Source organism: Nostoc sp. C110 (assembly GCF_043099725.1).
Taxonomy (GTDB): Bacteria; Cyanobacteriota; Cyanobacteriia; order Cyanobacteriales; family Nostocaceae; genus Nostoc; species Nostoc muscorum_A.
Map to the genome: position 1 here is coordinate 4,280,904 of NZ_CP171148.1, position 19,251 is coordinate 4,300,154.

Annotated in this window: 13 protein-coding genes; 8 read left to right on the forward strand and 5 right to left on the reverse strand. The window is 41.5% G+C overall.

Translation table 11 applies throughout. The annotated features are described in order from the left end of the window. The first annotated feature begins 4 nt into the window (after positions 1 to 4). Positions 5 to 859, forward strand: coding sequence for a formyltetrahydrofolate deformylase (gene purU / locus ACFFRD_RS23775; protein WP_392483160.1), 855 nt, complete (start codon positions 5 to 7; stop codon positions 857 to 859). Positions 860 to 979: 120 nt separating this feature from the next. Then, positions 980 to 1,825: a GNAT family N-acetyltransferase gene (locus ACFFRD_RS23780; RefSeq protein ID WP_392477847.1), complete on the forward strand. Its 846-nt coding sequence runs from the start codon at positions 980 to 982 to the stop codon at positions 1,823 to 1,825. A 406-nt stretch (positions 1,826 to 2,231) separates the two neighbouring features. Here ACFFRD_RS23780 and ACFFRD_RS23785 read toward each other — a convergent pair whose 3' ends face one another. After that, positions 2,232 to 3,875, reverse strand: a complete 1,644-nt coding sequence (locus ACFFRD_RS23785; RefSeq protein ID WP_392477849.1) for a lipoxygenase family protein — start codon at positions 3,873 to 3,875, stop codon at positions 2,232 to 2,234. A 324-nt stretch (positions 3,876 to 4,199) separates the two neighbouring features. Between ACFFRD_RS23785 and ACFFRD_RS23790 the strand changes: the two genes are divergently transcribed. Further along, positions 4,200 to 4,883 (forward strand): ATP-dependent Zn protease, encoded by a 684-nt coding sequence (locus ACFFRD_RS23790; protein WP_392477851.1) that lies wholly within the window; start codon positions 4,200 to 4,202, stop codon positions 4,881 to 4,883. A gap of 28 nt (positions 4,884 to 4,911) precedes the next feature. Here the strand turns inward: ACFFRD_RS23790 and ACFFRD_RS23795 are convergent, their stop codons facing one another. Next, positions 4,912 to 5,934 (reverse strand): GGDEF domain-containing protein, encoded by a 1,023-nt coding sequence (locus ACFFRD_RS23795; protein WP_392477853.1) that lies wholly within the window; start codon positions 5,932 to 5,934, stop codon positions 4,912 to 4,914. Between the two features lie 996 nt (positions 5,935 to 6,930). On the opposite strand from ACFFRD_RS23795, the gene ACFFRD_RS23800 reads away from it, so the two are divergent. Both ACFFRD_RS23800 and alaS read left to right on the forward strand, forming a co-directional pair. After that, entirely contained in the window at positions 6,931 to 7,101 is a 171-nt protein-coding gene (locus tag ACFFRD_RS23800) for a hypothetical protein (protein ID WP_392477855.1), read from the forward strand. A gap of 28 nt (positions 7,102 to 7,129) precedes the next feature. Beyond that, the gene (gene alaS / locus ACFFRD_RS23805) at positions 7,130 to 9,772 is read left to right on the forward strand and encodes an alanine--tRNA ligase (protein WP_392477856.1); all 2,643 of its coding nucleotides are present in this window, start codon (positions 7,130 to 7,132) and stop codon (positions 9,770 to 9,772) included. Between the two features lie 79 nt (positions 9,773 to 9,851). Here alaS and ACFFRD_RS23810 read toward each other — a convergent pair whose 3' ends face one another. Next, complete coding sequence (locus tag ACFFRD_RS23810; protein WP_392477858.1) at positions 9,852 to 10,520, reverse strand: AIM24 family protein; 669 nt, start codon at positions 10,518 to 10,520, stop codon at positions 9,852 to 9,854. A gap of 423 nt (positions 10,521 to 10,943) precedes the next feature. Here ACFFRD_RS23810 and ACFFRD_RS23815 point away from each other — a divergent pair, with 423 nt between their 5' ends. Continuing rightward, a complete protein-coding gene (locus tag ACFFRD_RS23815) occupies positions 10,944 to 12,143 on the forward strand; it encodes an RNA-guided endonuclease InsQ/TnpB family protein (RefSeq protein WP_392477859.1) in 1,200 nt (399 codons plus the stop codon). Between the two features lies 1 nt (position 12,144). Here ACFFRD_RS23815 and ACFFRD_RS23820 read toward each other — a convergent pair whose 3' ends face one another. Then, a complete protein-coding gene (locus ACFFRD_RS23820; protein ID WP_392477861.1) occupies positions 12,145 to 13,662 on the reverse strand; it encodes a sensor histidine kinase in 1,518 nt (505 codons plus the stop codon). Between the two features lie 192 nt (positions 13,663 to 13,854). Further along, positions 13,855 to 15,564, reverse strand: coding sequence for an ATP-binding protein (locus ACFFRD_RS23825; RefSeq protein ID WP_392477862.1), 1,710 nt, complete (start codon positions 15,562 to 15,564; stop codon positions 13,855 to 13,857). Positions 15,565 to 15,824: 260 nt separating this feature from the next. Between ACFFRD_RS23825 and ACFFRD_RS23830 the strand changes: the two genes are divergently transcribed. Next, the gene (locus ACFFRD_RS23830; protein WP_392477863.1) at positions 15,825 to 16,646 is read left to right on the forward strand and encodes an SDR family oxidoreductase; all 822 of its coding nucleotides are present in this window, start codon (positions 15,825 to 15,827) and stop codon (positions 16,644 to 16,646) included. A gap of 425 nt (positions 16,647 to 17,071) precedes the next feature. Continuing rightward, positions 17,072 to 18,976 carry a molecular chaperone DnaK gene (gene dnaK, locus ACFFRD_RS23835; RefSeq protein WP_392477865.1) on the forward strand — a complete coding sequence of 635 codons (1,905 nt, stop codon included), beginning with the start codon at positions 17,072 to 17,074 and terminating at the stop codon, positions 18,974 to 18,976. Positions 18,977 to 19,251: the final 275 nt, after the last annotated feature.

The following is a 19,251-nucleotide window of genomic DNA, read 5'->3' on the forward strand; positions in this document are numbered from 1 at the left end:
TATGATGACAAATCCCACAGCAACATTGCTGATTTCCTGCCCAGATCAACGGGGACTAGTGGCGAAATTTGCCAATTTTATCTATTCTAACGGTGGTAATATTATCCATGCAGACCAGCATACAGACTTTGCTGCTGGGTTATTTCTCACCCGTATTGAATGGCAGCTAGAGGGGTTTAATTTACCGCGTGAGTTTATTGCCCCAGCTTTTAATGCGATCGCACAACCTCTTAGCGCTAAGTGGGAAATACGTTTTTCTGATACAGTACCACGTATTGCTATTTGGGTAAGTCGGCAAGACCATTGTCTGTTTGATTTGATTTGGCGACAACGCGCTAAAGAATTTGTGGCTGAAATCCCTTTAATTATTAGTAATCATGCTAATTTAAAGGTGGTAGCAGAACAATTTAATATCGACTTTCAGCAAGTTTCCATCACTAAAGACAATAAATCAGAACAAGAAGCCAAACAATTAGAATTACTCCGCCAGTACAAAATAGATTTAGTTGTATTGGCAAAATATATGCAGATTGTTAGTGCAGATTTTATTAATCAATTTCCGCAAATTATTAATATTCATCACTCATTTTTACCAGCTTTTATTGGTGCAAACCCCTATCACCGAGCTTTTGAACGTGGGGTAAAAATTATTGGGGCAACGGCTCATTATGCCACTGCTGATTTAGATGCAGGGCCAATTATTGAACAGGATGTAGTTCGAGTGAGTCACCGTGATGAAGTGGATGATTTGGTGAGAAAAGGTAAAGATTTGGAGAGAGTTGTATTAGCAAGAGCGGTGCGATCGCACTTACAAAATCGTGTATTGGTATATGGTAATAGAACAGTAGTATTCGAGTGATTGATTTTATATCAGAACGAATGTAATTTTACAAGAGATGAGTATAAAAATATTAAGAGTTATCGCTGGGTTTGCAAAAGCGAAGTTAAATAGTTAACAACCTCATAGTAATAAGATATTATGACCCCTGACAACTTCATCGTCCGCACAATGAAAAGGTCGGAAATTGATTTGGCGATTACTTGGGCAGCAAGCGAAGGTTGGAATCCAGGAAGGTATGATGCTGAATCTTTTTATCAAACTGACAAGAACGGTTTTTTCTTGGGCGAGTTGAATGGTGAGCCAGTGGGGTGTATTTCTGCTGTTGCTTACGATCAACACTTTGGCTTTCTAGGTTTTTACGTTGTGAAACCCCAGTTTCGTGGGCAGGGGTTGGGTATGAAAATTTGGAAGACAGCAATCGACTATCTCAGTGCTGATCGTAACATCGGCTTGGATGGTGTAGTAGCTCAACAAGATAACTACAAAAAGTCTGGTTTCCAAATCGCTTATAAGAATATTCGTTATCAAGGGGTGGGTGGCGGTGTTATGCCTGCTGGTATCATCGACCTGAAAACAGTGCCTTTTGAAGAGTTGGTGGCTTACGATTGCCAACTTTTTCCTTCTAAGCGTCCAGTGTTTCTGCGACATTGGATTGAACAGCCAGAAAGTACTGCTTTCGGGTTTCTCAAAAATGGATATCTTGTTGGTTACGGAGTTATCCGGCCTGCCCATACAGGTTTTCGGATTGGGCCACTGTTTGCTAATGACGAACAGATTGCTGAAGCATTATTTCAAGCCTTGCTTGCAGAAAATCCTCATGCTCCAGTGTTTTTTGATGTACCCGATGCAAATGTACAAGCAATTAACCTAGTTCAACGTTACCAATTGGAGCCAGTCTTTCAAACTGCTCGGATGTACACTAAAGAAATTCCTAATTTACCTATTGATCGCGTCTTTGCTGTGACAAGTTTGGAACTAGGTTAGAAACAGACTAACAATGTGTTTAGACCCCTAAGCGCGTGAATTTTTCTATAAGTCTGCGTGCATCATATTTAATGACTTTTAAAAGCGTCTTCATGAGTAATCCTCAATTCCCTCGATAGCACTGCTCAATCAAAGATGTGAACCCTGATCGAAATGAATACCCTTGAGTTTCCAAAAATTCAAGCGTCCTGGCTATTACAATTCGGCGATCGCAGTAGATAAATTTCTGACAGTGCCGGGAAGGAGTTGTAACTGTGCGTTCCGAATTAAACCTTCAAATGTTAATGATCAGTAATGGATTGCTGGTTTTTCAAAAGAATAACGCGATCGCATATTACTAAACAAAAACATCTCCAAAAGCTGTCACACTTTTTGGAGATGTCTAATCAACTGCAATGATATTAAGTTACACACTGATGCTGTTGGTAACAAGCCTTGGTTTCAGATAGTTGTAATTTATTAAACGACTCTTGTTATTCAACTCAATTTCCCGCTCTGCTTCATTCAACTCCTGCTGAAATTTAGCTAAAACATCCTGAGCCTCTGGGTCTAAAAATTTATCATCATAGTACCCTAATCTGTCATAACGGTAAGCTGACAGGATAAATAAAATCGATAATTGGTCAGCAGTTTGCTTTGACGGTGGCAGAAATGATAATAGACTTTTGCGGTCAGGAATAGTGCCTTCTGCTGTCATTTGTTTATAAGCAGCAAGAGGCATATTTGGCATGAAAGTCATATATTCATATTGTGAGTAGTTAACAGCAGCGTGTTGCGGCCCACAGGTGAAGATAACCGCAGTAGCAATATCAACTAATTGGTCTAATGTGTCGATGCGATTGCTAATACCCTTAACTCGCCCGCCTGATTGGGAAACTAATTCCTGCGCCCAACTTTGTAATTCCAAGTCTGCTGCTAAATCTTGGGGAGTTTTGTAGTATATCTGCAAGTATTCAGACACAAACTTTTTAATGGCATTCCACAATAGCAAGCCATCGTCTCGATAGGGATAGTGAGGTAAGTTGTTTGGGTCATCCATACCCCGATTTTTTAGTTCAGTAGGTAAGGAAAACTGATCTAAGCTCCATTCTGTATATGCGTTAACGACAATTTGCAATGACTCTTGCAAAGTTCCGGCTAGCAATTCGTCAACAGGCCCACCTCTACTAATTAGGCGCTTACGAGCCAAGTCATTATTAGCCAACATGAAACGGAAGTGGGGTTTTAGCAGCAAGCTAAGGGGATGGTTCTCGGCTAGTTGACGCGTTGTAACAATAGCAAAGGGTTCCATAACAAAGTGAGTTCGACACAGATGGCTACTCATTTCATGATGGTTCGCATCAGCAATTTGAACACAAAGCTTGGCATGAAACCAGGTTAAAGGGTCGTCAAAAGGCGTAATTAGCTGGCTCTGTTTGCCATCTGCGGGGTTGATTTGGATAACAATCGGTACTAGTTGACCGCGATCGCTAAAACCAGAACTGCGCCAACAAAAGAAAGCTATAGGGGTTGGTAAATATTTCTTACCTCTTTCATAAGTACCTCCTTTAACAAACGCAAGCGCTCTATAATCAGCTACATATAAATTTCCATTCGCAAGTTTGTCAACTAAGTTAATAGAGTCACCAAACTTTTCTTGCAGTTCTAAAATGGTAAAGGCGAAGCCATCTGGCATCTTTTCAATTCGACGTAAAACAAAAGGATTTGCCCCACAAAGCCGTTGTTCACAAAAAGAGTCATCAGTTTGGTATGTTTTGATAACATTAGGTTTAGGCAAAACTGGAAAATAGTCTTCATAGTCTTGCAATTCATCTAAAGGGTCCCATAAAGAACGGGTTTTAACGGCTAACATATTTATAGGTAGTTCTGCTGTCTCTAATGTGCGTTCAGCAATATACTTAGTTGAAAAGTTTTCTATAGAAGGTACATTTTTTAGCATTGCCATAGGCGTTAAAAAGTCGTAATCAAATTCATACTCTCCTTGGTTTCTCTCTAGCAATATTTTACGTTTTGTAGGGTCAGGATCATTTTGAGGAAGGTATGGTTTCATAACTTTTTGTGCCAATTTAAGGTAAGAACAATAACAGGTAATTTTACCTCTAAAATCTGGATTTTAAATTTTCACATAAAATATTTAACAGCATTTATTTTGGTCTATCTGCAAACGGCATCTATAGGTTTTAAACCGCTTACTATGAATCAGGCTGACTTATTGCTGTTATGCAGAATATCCATATTTGTAAGATTTCTTCACTGATAGTCAAATTCTCATGGGGAAATTACGTCGTCAAGGGATTTGTATAGACACTTGATACAGAAGGTGTGCGATCGCATCATAATAAAGAAATATTAAGCTGCACTCAGAAAACTCTCAATGAGCCAGACTACCTTAAATTTAGTTGCAATATCTATCTTTCTCATGACCCTATCGGTACTGCTGGGGCCATTCTTGAATTTGTCGCCAGCAGTACCGGCACTTGCAACCTTTGCTATCTTAGGCATAGCTACGTTAGATAGTTTTAGCTTGCAAGGCAAGGGTGGTACTATTTTTTTGGATTGGATTGCTGGTTTTTCAAGTGAACACCGCGATCGCATCGTCCACCACGAAGCAGGGCATTTTTTGGTTGCTTACTTGCTGGGGATTCCCGTTACCGGCTACACACTCAGCGCTTGGGAAGCCTGGAAACAGGGGCAACCTGGTCAAGGTGGTGTTAGCTTTGATGATGGCGAATTAGCTTCTCAATTAGAAGTGGGTAAAATCAGTGCCCAAATGCTAGACCGCTACTGTACTGTTTGGATGGCTGGAATTGCTGCTGAAACCCTAGTTTTTAATAATGCTGAGGGTGGATCTGATGATAAAAGCAAACTGATTGGAGTCTTGACAGTTTTGGGCTTTTCTGAATCAGTTTATCAACAGAAACTGCGGTTTCATGCTCTCCAAGCAAAAACCCTACTACAAGAAAATTGGTCTAGTTACGAAGCTTTAGTTAATGCTATGCGACAAGGCACTTCAGTAGAAGATTGTCATGCTGAGTTAGGAGTGCAGAGGAAAAATTAATGACAAATGACAAATGACAAATGACAAATTATGAAGAAACAACTTTCAAATGTGAAACATGAGATAGGTGGTTCGAGTGCATAACTCGATTACGCCCAGCATTTTTAGCCTGTAAGAGACATTGATCGGCACGATTCAATAGACTTTCTCCTTTTTCATCATCATCAGCTTGCAGACTGGCTGTGCCCAGACTAATGGTGATATTAATTGTCAGTTTATTATTGAGTGCAAATGGTTCATCGCTAACTATGCGATTAAGACGACGGGCTACTAATATTGCTTCCTCATCGGTAGTGTTAGCCAGAAGAATCACAAATTCTTCGCCACCATAGCGAAATGCTGTGTCTTGACAGCGCAGATTGTGCCGCAAACGCTGACATAATATTTGCAAAATGCGATCGCCTACTAAATGCCCGTGAGTATCGTTAACTTTCTTGAAATGATCTACATCCAGAATAATCAAACTCAGGGAAGTTTTTTGAGTTCTCGCTCTTTGAATTTGTCTCGGTAAGTCCCATTCTAAAGCACGACGATTATTTAATTCTGTCAACGAATCGGCTAAGGCGATCGCTGATAACATATCATTTGTCCGAATCAAATCTCGATATTTTTGTGCTTTTCGCAAGCCAACAGTCAATTGAGCAAGTATTAATCCATGATTGGCAGTCAACTCTGCTAAATTATGGTCTGTTTTTTCATCAATAAGATGCCAAATATAAGCATCGGCTCCTTGCTTTAGAGCCGCAGCACTCATCTCTAATTCTCTGTGCCAACCCTTATTTCTATCAGTAAGCTGCTGGAAACGATCCTCGAATAAAATACAATATATCCAGGATAGTTTTGTCTGCTCTTTCAACCAATTGCACAGTTCCATACTGCCATCCAAGCTAGCCTGCACAAGTATTATATCGGGGGGCGCTATTTTAATCCGCGACACTGCTTGATTCAGATTGTCTATAACTTCTACACTAAAAGCAGCCGCATAACGGATCTGATCTGGAAGTGTGGCGATAAAATTATTTTTTCCAAAGACCAGAATAGAAATATTCATTGCTCTATTTTTTATCCTATTTAAATTTTAAAGACATTAAGTTGAGTAATTTACTAGTATCGTTGCCTAATACTAAATATCATCTTTTAGGCTGAGTTAGATTTCTGGTTATATACTTTTTTTTTACGAAAAATCCACAATATTTTTCCAAATTTGATCTCCTTTCAAGAATTTATATTTACTTCTAGCATTTCTGAAATATTCACTTCTGACAACTAATGTCTTCTTTACACTATGTTTTTCAAACAGTAAAAATACTGAATAATATTGAGAAGTATCAAGCCTATTCATGTGCTTTCTTAAGTGTTGTTTTGCTGATTAAATTACAAAAATGAATAGCTCTGAATAACCTCCACATTAGACAAATTAATTTCTTTTTATGGAGAAAAATTAAGAAATTATAAACTTTTTTAATTCAACGATCAAAATTTAAATTAGATCGTTGAATTAAAAATTTTATTTCTCATGGGTGACTTCAGCCTTTTGGTTTATAGCCGAGGCTTTAATCAAGTATTAAGATAAGACTGAAATTGCAAAAACAATGCGAACTAAATAGACAGCAAAGCTCCCTCCTGCTATGGACAGGAGCTTTCTGGCACTAATAAGCTCTAGAATTACAGAACTAATTTATCGGGTGAAAATCCCCAAATTAAGTGAGACGTGAAACTTGGGTCCACAATGCGTTAGCAGGATAAACAAAATGTTTCTGCCTACGCACTTTATCTGTGTTTCTTTGCTTAACTCACATCTTTTGTTTAACTGGTTGTTTAATTGATTGCAACATCATAAAATCTCGAAAAAAAAGCTAAATAAAAAGTTTGATGTCAAAACCTGCCCCTAATACGGGTAAATTAGTTAAATTTTGCCCTTAGTAAGGCAAGCAATATTTGATACTTTCAGTTTTAGTGCCATTTGCTACCCTAGTATGGGAATTTTAAACTATTTCTTAAGGATTAATCTTAAAGACCAAAATTACGATGTCTAGGACGGCCGCAGATGCAGCACATCCTACCAGAGTCAGATAATGTGGGTCTAAAAGCATCCTCATCACTGTGTATAGCTCACAGACTTGTACAATTTGCTGGCGGTAATATGAAACAAAATGCAAGAATATATAAAGCTATTTATGAAAATACACCTACCCAGTGCCGCTACGCCCAAGTCTAGAGTCTAAAGTCTCAAGTTAAAAACACCTATGTCTTCAAATCCCCAGTACCTAAGCGGTAACGAAATTCGCAACACATTCCTCAACTTCTTTGCCCAACGGAGTCACCAAATCCTCCCAAGTGCGTCTCTCGTGCCAGAAGATCCAACCGTACTGCTGACGATCGCGGGGATGCTACCATTTAAGCCGATATTCTTGGGGCAGAGGACACCAGAATTTAAGCGGGCTACAACTTCACAAAAGTGTATCCGTACCAACGACATCGAAAATGTCGGACGCACTAAACGGCATCACACCTTTTTTGAGATGCTGGGTAATTTCAGCTTTGGTGATTATTTTAAAGAACAAGCGATCGCTTGGGGCTGGGAAATCTCTACGCAAGTCTTTGGCTTTTCTCCCCAAAATCTGGTTGTCAGCGTTTTTGAAGATGATGATGAAGCCTTTGCTATCTGGCGGGATCAAATCGGTGTACCGGTAGCCAGAATTAAACGCTTGGGCGAAGATGATAACTTTTGGGTATCTGGCCCGACTGGCCCTTGTGGCCCTTGTTCAGAAATATATTACGACTTCCACCCAGAACGCGGTGACGAGAATATCGATTTAGAAGACGATTCCCGGTTCATCGAGTTTTACAACCTCGTGTTCATGCAATATAACCGAGATGTTTCAGGCAATTTAACGCCACTGCAAAACAAGAACATCGACACGGGTATGGGTTTGGAGAGAATGGCGCAAATACTCCAAAAAGTGCCCAATAACTACGAAACTGACCTGATTTTCCCAATTATTCAAACAGCTGCTCAAATTGCTGCCATTGACTACCATAGCAGTGATGAAAAAACCAAAGTCTCCCTAAAAGTCATTGGCGATCACGTTCGTTCGGTTGTCCACATGATCGCTGATGAAATTCGCGCTTCCAACGTGGGAAGGGGTTATGTACTGCGGCGATTAATTCGGCGGGTGGTGCGTCATGGGCGATTAATTGGGATTTCTGGCGAATTTACTACCCAAGTTGCCGAAACTGCGATCGCTCTTTCGGAATCAGCTTACCCCAATGTGCGCCAACGGGAAGCAGCAATTAAAGCTGAGTTGCAACGGGAAGAATCGAATTTTCTCAGAACTCTGGATAGAGGCGAAAAACTCTTAGAAGAAATTATCCAAGAGGTGAAACAGCAAGGAAACACTCAAATTAGTGGTGAAAGTGCATTTACCCTTTATGACACCTACGGATTTCCCCTTGAACTTACTCAAGAAGTTGCCGAAGAAAATAATCTCACAGTTGATGCTGAGGGATTTGAGGCACAAATGGAAATTCAAAAAGGACGTGGTAGAGATGCACATGAAACCATCGATTTAACTGTCCAAGGTTCCCTCGACAAGCTAGCAGAACACATCCAAGTCACCGAGTTTTTAGGCTACACCCAATCGGCGACGACGGCAATAATCGAAGCGATTTTGCTAGAAGGTGTTTCTCAAGAAGAAGTAGAAGCGGGGACACAGATACAAATAGTTCTTGATAAAACGCCATTTTATGCTGAATCTGGCGGACAAATTGGCGATCGCGGTTATATCTCTGGTGATGGTATTGTTGTTCGGGTGGAAGACGTTAAAAAAGAATCTGATTTCTTTGTTCACTTCGGACGCATTGAACGCGGTACACTGCGCGTAGGCGATCCTGTCACCGCCCAAATCGATCCGGCTTGTCGCCGTCGCGCCCAAGCTAACCATACCGCAACGCACCTGTTGCAAGCGGCTTTGAAAAAAATTGTTGATGATGGCATATCTCAAGCTGGTTCTCTGGTTTCCTTTGACAGATTGCGCTTTGACTTCAACTGTCCCCGCGCTTTGACAGCAGAAGAAGTGCAACAAATTGAAGAACAGGTAAACACTTGGATTGCAGAAGCACACGCCGCAAAGGTGGAAGTCTTACCTTTAGCCGAGGCGAAAGCTAAGGGTGCTGTTGCCATGTTCGGCGAGAAATACGGCGATGAAGTTCGCGTGATTGACTTCCCTAACGTATCAATGGAACTCTGCGGTGGCACTCATGTCAGCAATACTGCTGAAATTGGCGTGTTTAAGATTATCTCGGAAGCTGGCGTGGCTTCTGGGGTGCGACGCATTGAAGCTGTTTCGGGGCCAGCAATCCTAGATTATCTCAACCTGCGGGATAAAGTAGTTAAAGATTTGAGCGATCGCTTTAAAGTTAAACCCGAAGAATTACCAGACAGAATTACAAGTCTGCAAAGCGAACTCAGAAATAGTCAGAAGGAATTGGAAACCTTAAAGGTACAATTAGCGATCGCTAAATCTGACAGCTTGCTACAAACAGCCGAAACTGTAGGCGATCATAAAATTATCGTCGCCCAATTAGAAGATGTCGATCCAGAATCATTGAAAACCGCAGCCGAACGCCTGTTACAAAAAATCGGTAACGGTGCAGTGGTGCTAGGTTCTGTTCCCGAAGCCGATAAAGTCAGCATCGTTGCAGCTTTTAGTCCAGAAGTTAACAAAAAAGGTTTGCAAGCTGGTAAATTTGTCGGTGCGATCGCTAAAATCTGCGGTGGTGGCGGCGGTGGAAGACCGAACTTAGCCCAAGCTGGCGGACGCGATGCGAGTAAATTACCAGATGCGTTGGGACAAGCAGAAAGTGATTTAAAGTCCGCATTGGCTTAACCCACATCTGACACCCCCAGTTCGTTGCTATTAGCTTTGGAATTCTATTCTGAGGCTAATAGCTAAAATCCTTTGATTCTTAGCTAGAAGTTTTTGGTAACGCGGCGGTAATTTGTCGAATCATCATGACTTTCCAGTAAGGTATGGGAGCAAGCAATACAGTCCCAGTTCCCTCAAAAGTATTGACGAGAAATTCACCAGAAGTCATCGAACCTAAAAGAGATTTGGTAGCTTTTTCAACGCGATAATTTAAGGTATTTGTGCGAGCGATCGCAAAATTTCCATCGACAACTAATCGGTCATTTTGTAAATTTATTACTTCTACAGGGCCTTGTGCTACCATTACCACTTTGCCCCTACCTTTGACTTTTGTTTGAAACAAACCCTCGCCACCAATTAAGCCTGATAAAAATTTATTTCGTTCAATTCCTACTTCTATACTGCCATCGCTAGCCCAATAAGCGCCAGTATCTAAAATCCATTCACTACCATCTAATTCTAGAATGTGATATCCCGCTAAAGACGGCTCTAAATATAATTCACCCGTACCTGTATATGTAGGACGGAAAATGTTTTCTCCCGTGGCTAAGGATTTTAAAAACCCACCTGCTGAAGGGGCTTTAGATTGCATCTGAACGTTGCCACGAATATAGGACATAGCACCAGATTCAGTCCGTACTGTTTCGTTTTGCAAAGTGACCTTGACTAAACGTAAGCTTTCTTTTTCGATTATTTCAAAATGTGCCATAATTATCCTATTGCTTTTTGCACAAATGTGTACTTGGCTGTTAGCCAGAATTTATATACATTTTTGGCATCTATTTTTACAAATGGCAAGTCAGATAAATTTAATTACTGTCTAATTTAATGTGAGATAAATAAGTCTAACAGAAAGACCTCTCCCTAGTTTATACTAAGCAAAACCTGTCCCTCTCCGACTCGGAGAGGGACAGACTTGAACAAAAGTTCAAGGCAGGGAGAGGTTTCTTTAACTGACGTTAATTTAGAGCGAATATTTATAATTTAAAAAATATAGTTGATCAATATTCACCTATTCCCACAAGGAGGCTCACACTGAACCCGTAAGGGTCAGTGTCGAGAGGAATTGCGGGGCAAAAGCGAAACACGACTATTTTGATGTATTATGCTCATACGTGATTAGGTCGAAATCATGGAACAAGTATTGACGCTAGTTTGCAAGCTCAACCCCACTCAAAAACAGGCAGAAGAAATCGAACTGATACTGAAGGCTTTTGCTGATGCGTGTAATTACGCTAACCAAAAACTTAAATCTCAGATAACCAGTAAGACCACAATTCAAAACATGGTCTATAACGAAATTCGTGCTTTGTTTGGGTTGAGTGCAAACTTAGCTGTTCGCGCTTGCGCCAGGGTTGGAGCTAATCGCAAAACTGCCAAACTTAAAGACAAATCAGTTAAAGAATTTAAGCCAACATCGGCTGATTATGATGCCAGAATTTTCTCATTTAGAGAGAAAGACTGGACTGTTAGCTTAACTTTAATGAATGGCAGGGAACATATCAAAATTGATGCTGGGAACTATCAAAGAGGTAAATTAAAAGGTAGGAAACCAACATCAGCACAACTATGTAAACATCGTGACGGTAACTATTACAGCCACATTCAAATTAAAGATGAACCACCAACACCAATAAAATCAAATAATGTAATCGGTGTTGATTTTGGTCGTCGTGACATTGCTGTAACTAGCAATGGTAATAAGTGGGATGGCAAGCAAATCAACGATGTTAGAGACAAGTTTTCTAGAGTCAGAGCATCTCTCCAGAAAAAAGCTACGAAAGGCACAAGGTCTACTCGCCGCAGGGCAAGACAGATTTTGAAACGGTTGTCGGGCAAGGAGAGAAGATTTCAACAATGGCTAAACCACAACATTAGCAAGTCTATAATTCAGGACGCATTACAAAATAATGCAGTAGTGGCAATTGAAGACTTAAGTGGTATCAGAGAAAGAACTAATCAAAAACCAAGAAACAAGACAGAACGTAGACGTTCAAATTCTTGGTCTTTCTATCAGTTGCGTTCTTTTTTAGAATACAAAGGTGTTCAATTTGGGGTAAAAGTAATTGCTGTGCCTCCGGCGTATACCAGCCAAAGTTGCCACGAATGCCTACATATTGGACTTCGTTCTGATAAACGTTTCAAATGCACTAATGAGGCTTGTTCTTGGAGTGGTGACGCTGATTTTAATGGGGCAAAAAATATTGCTGCTATTGGGGTTGCTTTTGTAAACCAGCCCAGAGGCTCGAACCGCTTATGCTGTGAACTCAGTGTAGATAGTTCAGGGCTACTAAAAGCCTACACTGACTCGCGTTGCCGTCAGTGTAGGTAGTTTACTCCCAAGTTTTAGCTCCAGATTTATGCTTATTGCTAACTTCTAAGGGAAGGAAAATCGTCAAAACTTCCCCATAATGTGGACGCTGACGCACAATCAATTTCCCACCGATTGCTTGAAACAAATGCTTGGTTGCGGCGATATTCAAACTAATCGTACCCGTTTCTGGTTGGAACATCAGCAATTGACCAAGGGCTTTGCGAATTGGTGGCGTTGCAGGTGTTGCGGCTTTACTGGAATCTTTGCAGCCAAATTGGGGCGATAATTGTAACTTCAGTTGATCTCCAGCCGGAATAACTTGTACTTGAATATGGCTACCAGAGGGTAAGCTGCGAGTGAAATTCTCTATCAAACCGGTGAGTACCTGATCGAGCATCATGGGATTACTCACCACAGTTGGTAGTTGCTGAGGTAAAACAACATTTAAAGTTAAGTTCCGGCGATGCGCTGCTTGTTCCCACCGAGGAATGCTCTGCTGCAACACTTGATCTAAAGACATCGGTGTGAGTTGAGTTTTTGAACATTTTGTAGAGGCAGTAGTTTCTAATTCTGCTGCCTTAAACAGCAACTCCATGCGATCAATTTGCTCAGTACACTCGTGATCGATAATTTTTAAGCGATTGATCACACTAGCATCTAAATCTCGCCGCTTCAGCAGTAGACGAGTCATGGTGCGAATAGTTGTTAAAGGTGTCCGGACTTCGTGAGCGAAGGCTTGGAGCAGTTCGACATCAGGATTTGGGGATTGGGGATTAGGGATTGGGAATTGGGAATTGGGAATTGGGAATTGGGAATTGGTATTTTTCCCCCTGCTCCCTGCTCCACCTCGGCTACGCTCAGTGACCACCTGCTCCCCTGCTTCTTCCCCAGTCTCTTCTGCTTCTGTTAATTCCTGAAGCAACAACTGACTAAACTGAATCATGATGCGGCAATCTGGTGCTACTGGAGAATATTGTTGTACTAATACATCCAGGCGGGCAAAAAATTCTGGATTAGCCAGCATTACTCTCGCACCTAGCGATCGCCAAGCTTGCTCTACTACTTCCGGTTCAAAAGAAAATGAAAAGGTTTTTTTACCGTTTTTGTGGGTTGCTAAAACCAGTACTAATCTAAATTTATCTGTAAAAACTAAGCAAAACTGCTCTGTCCCCAGAGGATCGGCAGGTAATAAAGGAAGTACCGATTCATGAGGAGCGATTTCTTCATCTATGGGTGCGATGACATCTGGCATCTGAAATGGCATCAGTGCCAAGGGATTAAATGGTTTTGCTGTGAAAGTTACTGTTTGTAAATTTTGAGTCAGTTTTGGCTGACTGAATAAGGGTGCAGGTGCAGCTAAAACTAATCCTTGGGTTGTGTCAACTGGATTAGCTGCTAAAGTATTTAATAGCAAATGTTCAGTTGCTGCGAGGCTGACACGCCACTGCCGCTCTGCTTTACCAGGTGAACATTCAGCCACACTTGATTGATTTTGGGCCAAGATTTCGCTCAGACTTGGCAATATCCATTCGTACACAGGCTTTCACCCCTTAATTCAAGAGCGACTAACAGCGTCTAAGGTAGACATTTCGCTACTACTTACGAGGTTATAACCATTTGTGTACTGTTGAAAGTGGTAGAACCGAACAATTCGGGCGCAATTTCCCCTATGTAGCGATATCTACGAAGGGCTACGCCTACGCAATTATGGGCTGAAAAACACTCATACTTAACCTATTGTGCGATCGCTGATTGATGATTGTGCTAATTTCCCTGCTCTAATCGGGATTGCAATCACAAACTCTGCACCCTGTCCTGGTGATGAAATACATTCCAAAGATCCACCATGCTTTTCAGTAATTATCTGGTAGCTGATCGATAATCCCATACCAGTCCCCTTACCAACTGCTTTTGTGGTGAAAAAAGGGTCAAATAAACGCGACTGAATTTCTTTTGGGATTCCCCATCCATTATCAGTAATCCGAATCACAGCATTTTCATTTACCTGTTCCGAAGAAATACGAATCAAGGGATTTGGACAAAGTTCTTTTTGGAAAGCCTCTTCTAAAGCATCGATTGCATTTGCCAAGAGGTTCATAAATACTTGATTCATTTGCCCTGCAAAACACTGAATTTTAGGCATTTCCCCATACTCTTTGACCACCTCAATTTGAGGGCGATTATTTTGTGCCTTGAGCCGATGTTGCAAAATTAACAGGGTACTGTCGATTCCTTCATGCAAATCAGCCGTTTTAAACTCAGCTTCATCCAAGCGAGAGAAAATTCGTAGACTGAGAACAATTTCCCGGATGCGTTTAGCCCCCATTTTCATTGAGGTTAACATCTTAGGCAAGTCTTCTATTAGGTACTCAATTTCGTTCAGTTGGTTAGCATTTTGAATTTCTGGCTCTGGATAGGGGTAGTGTTTTTGATAAAGCCTAATTAACAGCAACATCTGTTGAGTGTAGTCATCAGTGTATTCGAGGTTGCCGTAGATAAAGTTAACTGGATTGTTGATTTCATGGGCAACTCCCGCTACTAGTTGACCCAGACTTGACATTTTTTCAGATTGAATTAATTGGATTTGGGTTTTTTGCAGGTCTTTCAGAGCTTGCTGAAGTTCCGCTTCTGCTTCTTGGCGTTCGGTAATTTCGTCTCGTAATTGTTCATTGGCGTTGACCAACTTCTCTCTGGAATATTGCAGATCGTCCGCCATTTTATTGAACGAGGTGGCTAACTCGCCAATCTCATCCTGGGAGCGAATACTAACTCTAGTATCGAGTTTACCTTCAGTCAGATTTACCACAGCTTGCTGGAGTTGTTTAATCGGTTTTGAGATGCTTTTAGAGAGCAGATAACCTGCTGCTAATGCAAATACACTACATCCCAGACTGATGAACAACGTCACAATAATATTCTTTTCGGCTGTTGCTAGTGCTGCTTTGTAAAGCGGGGTATATTCCAAAATTACTGCCCCAATTGTTTCACCCTTGCCAGTCTTAAAAGCAACAGCAATCAATTGAATCCCATTTGGGTATTCAGGACTGGACTCAACATAAGTTCTTGGTATACCATCTTGAATAGTTTTACCAACTTCATTATTGCGATCGTGATCTAATCGCGTACCGATATCTTCTGCAACTACATCTGCCAGAATGATTTTATTACGATCTACAATTTCTAGATCGCGCTGACGTTGCTTATGTAGCGATTCTACATGGTTTTGTAAATGGGCTAGCATTTTCTCACGCGATCGCAGTTCGTGGTATTCAAGCTCATGACTTACGAAATATCCCAGTAATCCAGCAACCTCTTCAGCCTCTTGTTGAGCAAGATACTTAGCTATCTTCAATTGTTGATGGGCACTAATCGCACCAACAATTACTGAGATGGTAGCCATTCCCAGAATACCCGAAATTAATTTTTGACTAATTTTCATTCCTTGCTTGAAACCTCAAGTGCTTGCTACTGTTCTGATTCAGTTTTGGGAAATTTGCCCTGGTTTTAAAATTCCCAATTGTCAGCCTGAAAGCTACAGAATCAACAGCTATTAGCTAAATTTTTAATCTGAGTCTATGGCGATACCATACCTTCTCTGCGTTCGCGCAGCGTGTCGTAGACAGACGCTACGCCTAGCTTTCTTTCCCGCTAACCCATTTATTTGAGTAGATTAAAAAGAGACTATCTCAAAGGTAATTTATGACTTCTTTTGAAACTTCCGCTCAAGATTTGGTACTAGTTGCTGGTGCTACTGGTGGAGTAGGGCAACTAGTGGTAGGTAAACTCCTAGAAAAGGGTTTGAAAGTTCGCGTTTTGACACGGAATGCCCCAAAAGCCGAAGAAATGTTTAACCAAAGAGTGGAAATTGCCGTTGGTGACATCCGCCAGCCAGCTACACTCCCAGCTGCAACACAAGATGTCACCCACATCATCAGTTGTACTGGAACCACTGCCTTTCCTTCTTCGCGATGGGAGTTTGACCAACCCCCGAACTTGCTTGAATGGGGAATAACTTTCCTTAACCCCAAATCTAGCGAAGCAAAAGCAAAGAATAGTCCAGCCAAGGTTGATGCCCAAGGTGTCAGCAACCTAGTTACAGCAGCACCCCAGAATTTGAAGCGATTCGTTTTCGTCTCTTCTTGTGGAATTCTCCGTAAAGATCAGTTTCCTTTTAGTATTCTTAATGCGTTCGGCGTGTTGGATGCCAAACAAAAAGGTGAGGAGTCCATTATTAATTCAGGATTGCCCTACACAATTATCCGCCCAGGACGCTTGATTGACGGGCCCTATACTTCATACGACCTCAACACACTGCTAAAGGCCAAAACTGATGGTAAGTATGGTGTGGTTATAGGCACTGGGGATACACTTTCGGGTGATACCAGCCGGATTGATGTAGCAAACGCTTGCGTGGAATGCCTTTTTCAGCCAAGTAGTTCCAAGAAAATTTTTGAAATAGTCAACCAGGGACAAAGACCACCTGTAATTGATTGGGAAACTCTTTTCTCTAGACTTGAGTAAGTGCTGAGTAATATTTAATTCAATGCCCAATGCCCAATGCTCAATGACCAATTCTCAGTGCTTCTGTAGTTTATTACCTCTAAAGACGGCAAACACCACTCGGACGTTACGGTTCACCCTAATTACTGAAAGTATTAATTCTCATACATTAGACAGAGTGAAGGCAAATCAATCCATGAACCAACTAAAAAAACTATTTAGTTAGTTTAACCGTCCTAAGCAAGGTTCGGGAAACCACCCTTCATGGACTGGCTACCACTAAGCTTCAGTATATATATCAGCATAGTCTGGAGTTTTAACCCCAGGAAAGCCAAATCAAAGGTATTCATGCTGAATTGGCTGATTTATTTGACCCTGTTGGTTCAAAATTTAGTCCTTTATATTCTCATTCATTCATTTGTAGTTATACGGAGCCAGCACCTAAAATGGCAAAAGTAGTTGGAATTGACTTAGGAACAACGAACTCCTGCGTGGCAGTGATGGAAGGTGGTAAACCTACTGTAATTGCTAATGCTGAAGGTTTTCGGACAACCCCATCAGTAGTGGCATTTGCGAAAAATGGCGACAACTTGGTTGGCCAAATCGCCAAACGCCAAGCGGTGATGAACCCCGAAAATACGTTTTACTCAGTCAAACGCTTTATCGGTCGCCGCTACGACGAAGTGAGTAACGAAGCAACTGAAGTTTCTTACAAAGTTCTCAGCAGCAACGGCAATGTCAAATTAGATTGTCCGATAGCTGGTAAACCGTTTGCTCCTGAAGAAATTTCTGCAAAAGTTCTTCGCAAACTAGTTGAAGATGCCAGCAAATACCTTGGTGAAACTGTTACCCAAGCTGTAATCACCGTTCCCGCATACTTTAACGACTCTCAACGGCAAGCGACAAAAGACGCTGGTAAAATTGCAGGTATTGAAGTTCTGCGGATTATCAACGAGCCAACTGCTGCTTCTCTAGCTTATGGCTTTGACAAGAAGAGTAACGAAACCATTCTCGTCTTTGACCTTGGTGGTGGTACCTTCGACGTATCCGTGCTAGAAGTAGGAGATGGAGTTTTTGAAGTACTAGCCACATCTGGGGATACACACCTTGGTGGTGATGACTTTGATAAAAAAATAGTTGACTTCTTAGCTGAAAAGTTCAAGAAAGCCGAAGGCATTGAACTACGCAAAGACAAACAAGCTTTACAACGTCTGACAGAAGCCGCAGAAAAAGCAAAAATTGAGCTTTCTAGCGTTACCCAAGCAGAAATCAATTTACCATTTATCACTGCTACCCAGGATGGGCCTAAGCACCTGGATACAACCCTGACTCGTGCCACCTTTGAAGAACTTTGTTCTGACTTAATCGACCGTTGCCGTGTTCCTGTGGAAAACGCTTTGCGCGATGCCAAGTTAAGCAAAGGCGATATTGATGAAGTGGTGTTAGTTGGTGGTTCTACCCGTATTCCCGCAGTCCACCAGATTGTGAAGCAGGTATTGGGTAAAGACCCTAACCAAAGTGTTAACCCTGATGAAGTCGTGGCAATTGGTGCAGCGATTCAAGCAGGTGTACTGAATAATGAAGTCACTGGCATCTTACTGTTAGATGTATCACCACTTTCTTTGGGTGTTGAAACATTGGGCGGCGTGATGACCAAAATTATTCCCCGCAACACAACAATCCCCACCAAAAAATCGGAAGTCTTCTCCACCGCAGTGGATGGTCAAACCAACGTAGAAATTCACGTCCTTCAAGGTGAACGCGAATTTTCTAACGATAACAAGAGTTTGGGAACCTTCCGCCTTGATGGTATTCCTCCTGCACCACGTGGCGTTCCTCAAATTGAAGTGGTGTTCGATATTGACGCTAACGGTATCCTTAACGTCACCGCTAAGGACAAAGGTACTGGCAAAGAACAGTCCATCAGCATAACTGGTGCTTCCACCCTGGATAAAACTGACGTTGACCGGATGGTAAGAGAAGCTGAACAAAACGCTTCATCTGACAAAGAACGGCGTGAGAAGATTGAACGCAAGAACCAAGCCGACTCCTTGTCATACCAAGCTGAAAAGCAGTTACAAGAATTGGGCGATAAAGTTCCGGCTGCTGACAAGACTAAAGTTGAAGGTTTGGTAAAAGAACTGCGGGAAGCAGTTGCCAAAGAAGACGATGAGCAAATCAAGAAGCTCACCCCAGAATTGCAACAAGCCCTATTCGCTGTTGGTAGCAATATCTATCAACAAGCTGGTGCTGGTGCTACACCAGGTGCTGAACCTCAAGATGGTGGTTCCACCTCTAGCTCTGGTAGCGGCGACGATGTGATTGACGCTGATTTTACAGAGAGTAAATAATTCCTCTACTTCTTTCGGGATAATTATTTTGTCCCGCCTCATATTACCCACCCAGGTATTAACCTGGGTGGGAATTTTTTTTAGAAGTTATGAGTAAAAATAAATAATATTGCTACTTTTAATTTATTTGTAACTCCTCACTATTAACCTAGCGTGGCAAAACTTACTAGAGAAGAGTAAAAATCCTGTAATCTTGACCTTGTAACGAAATAATGGTGCAAAAACTTGGCAAGGAAAAGTCTAAAACCAGAGGCAACATCGTTTGAAGTACTCGA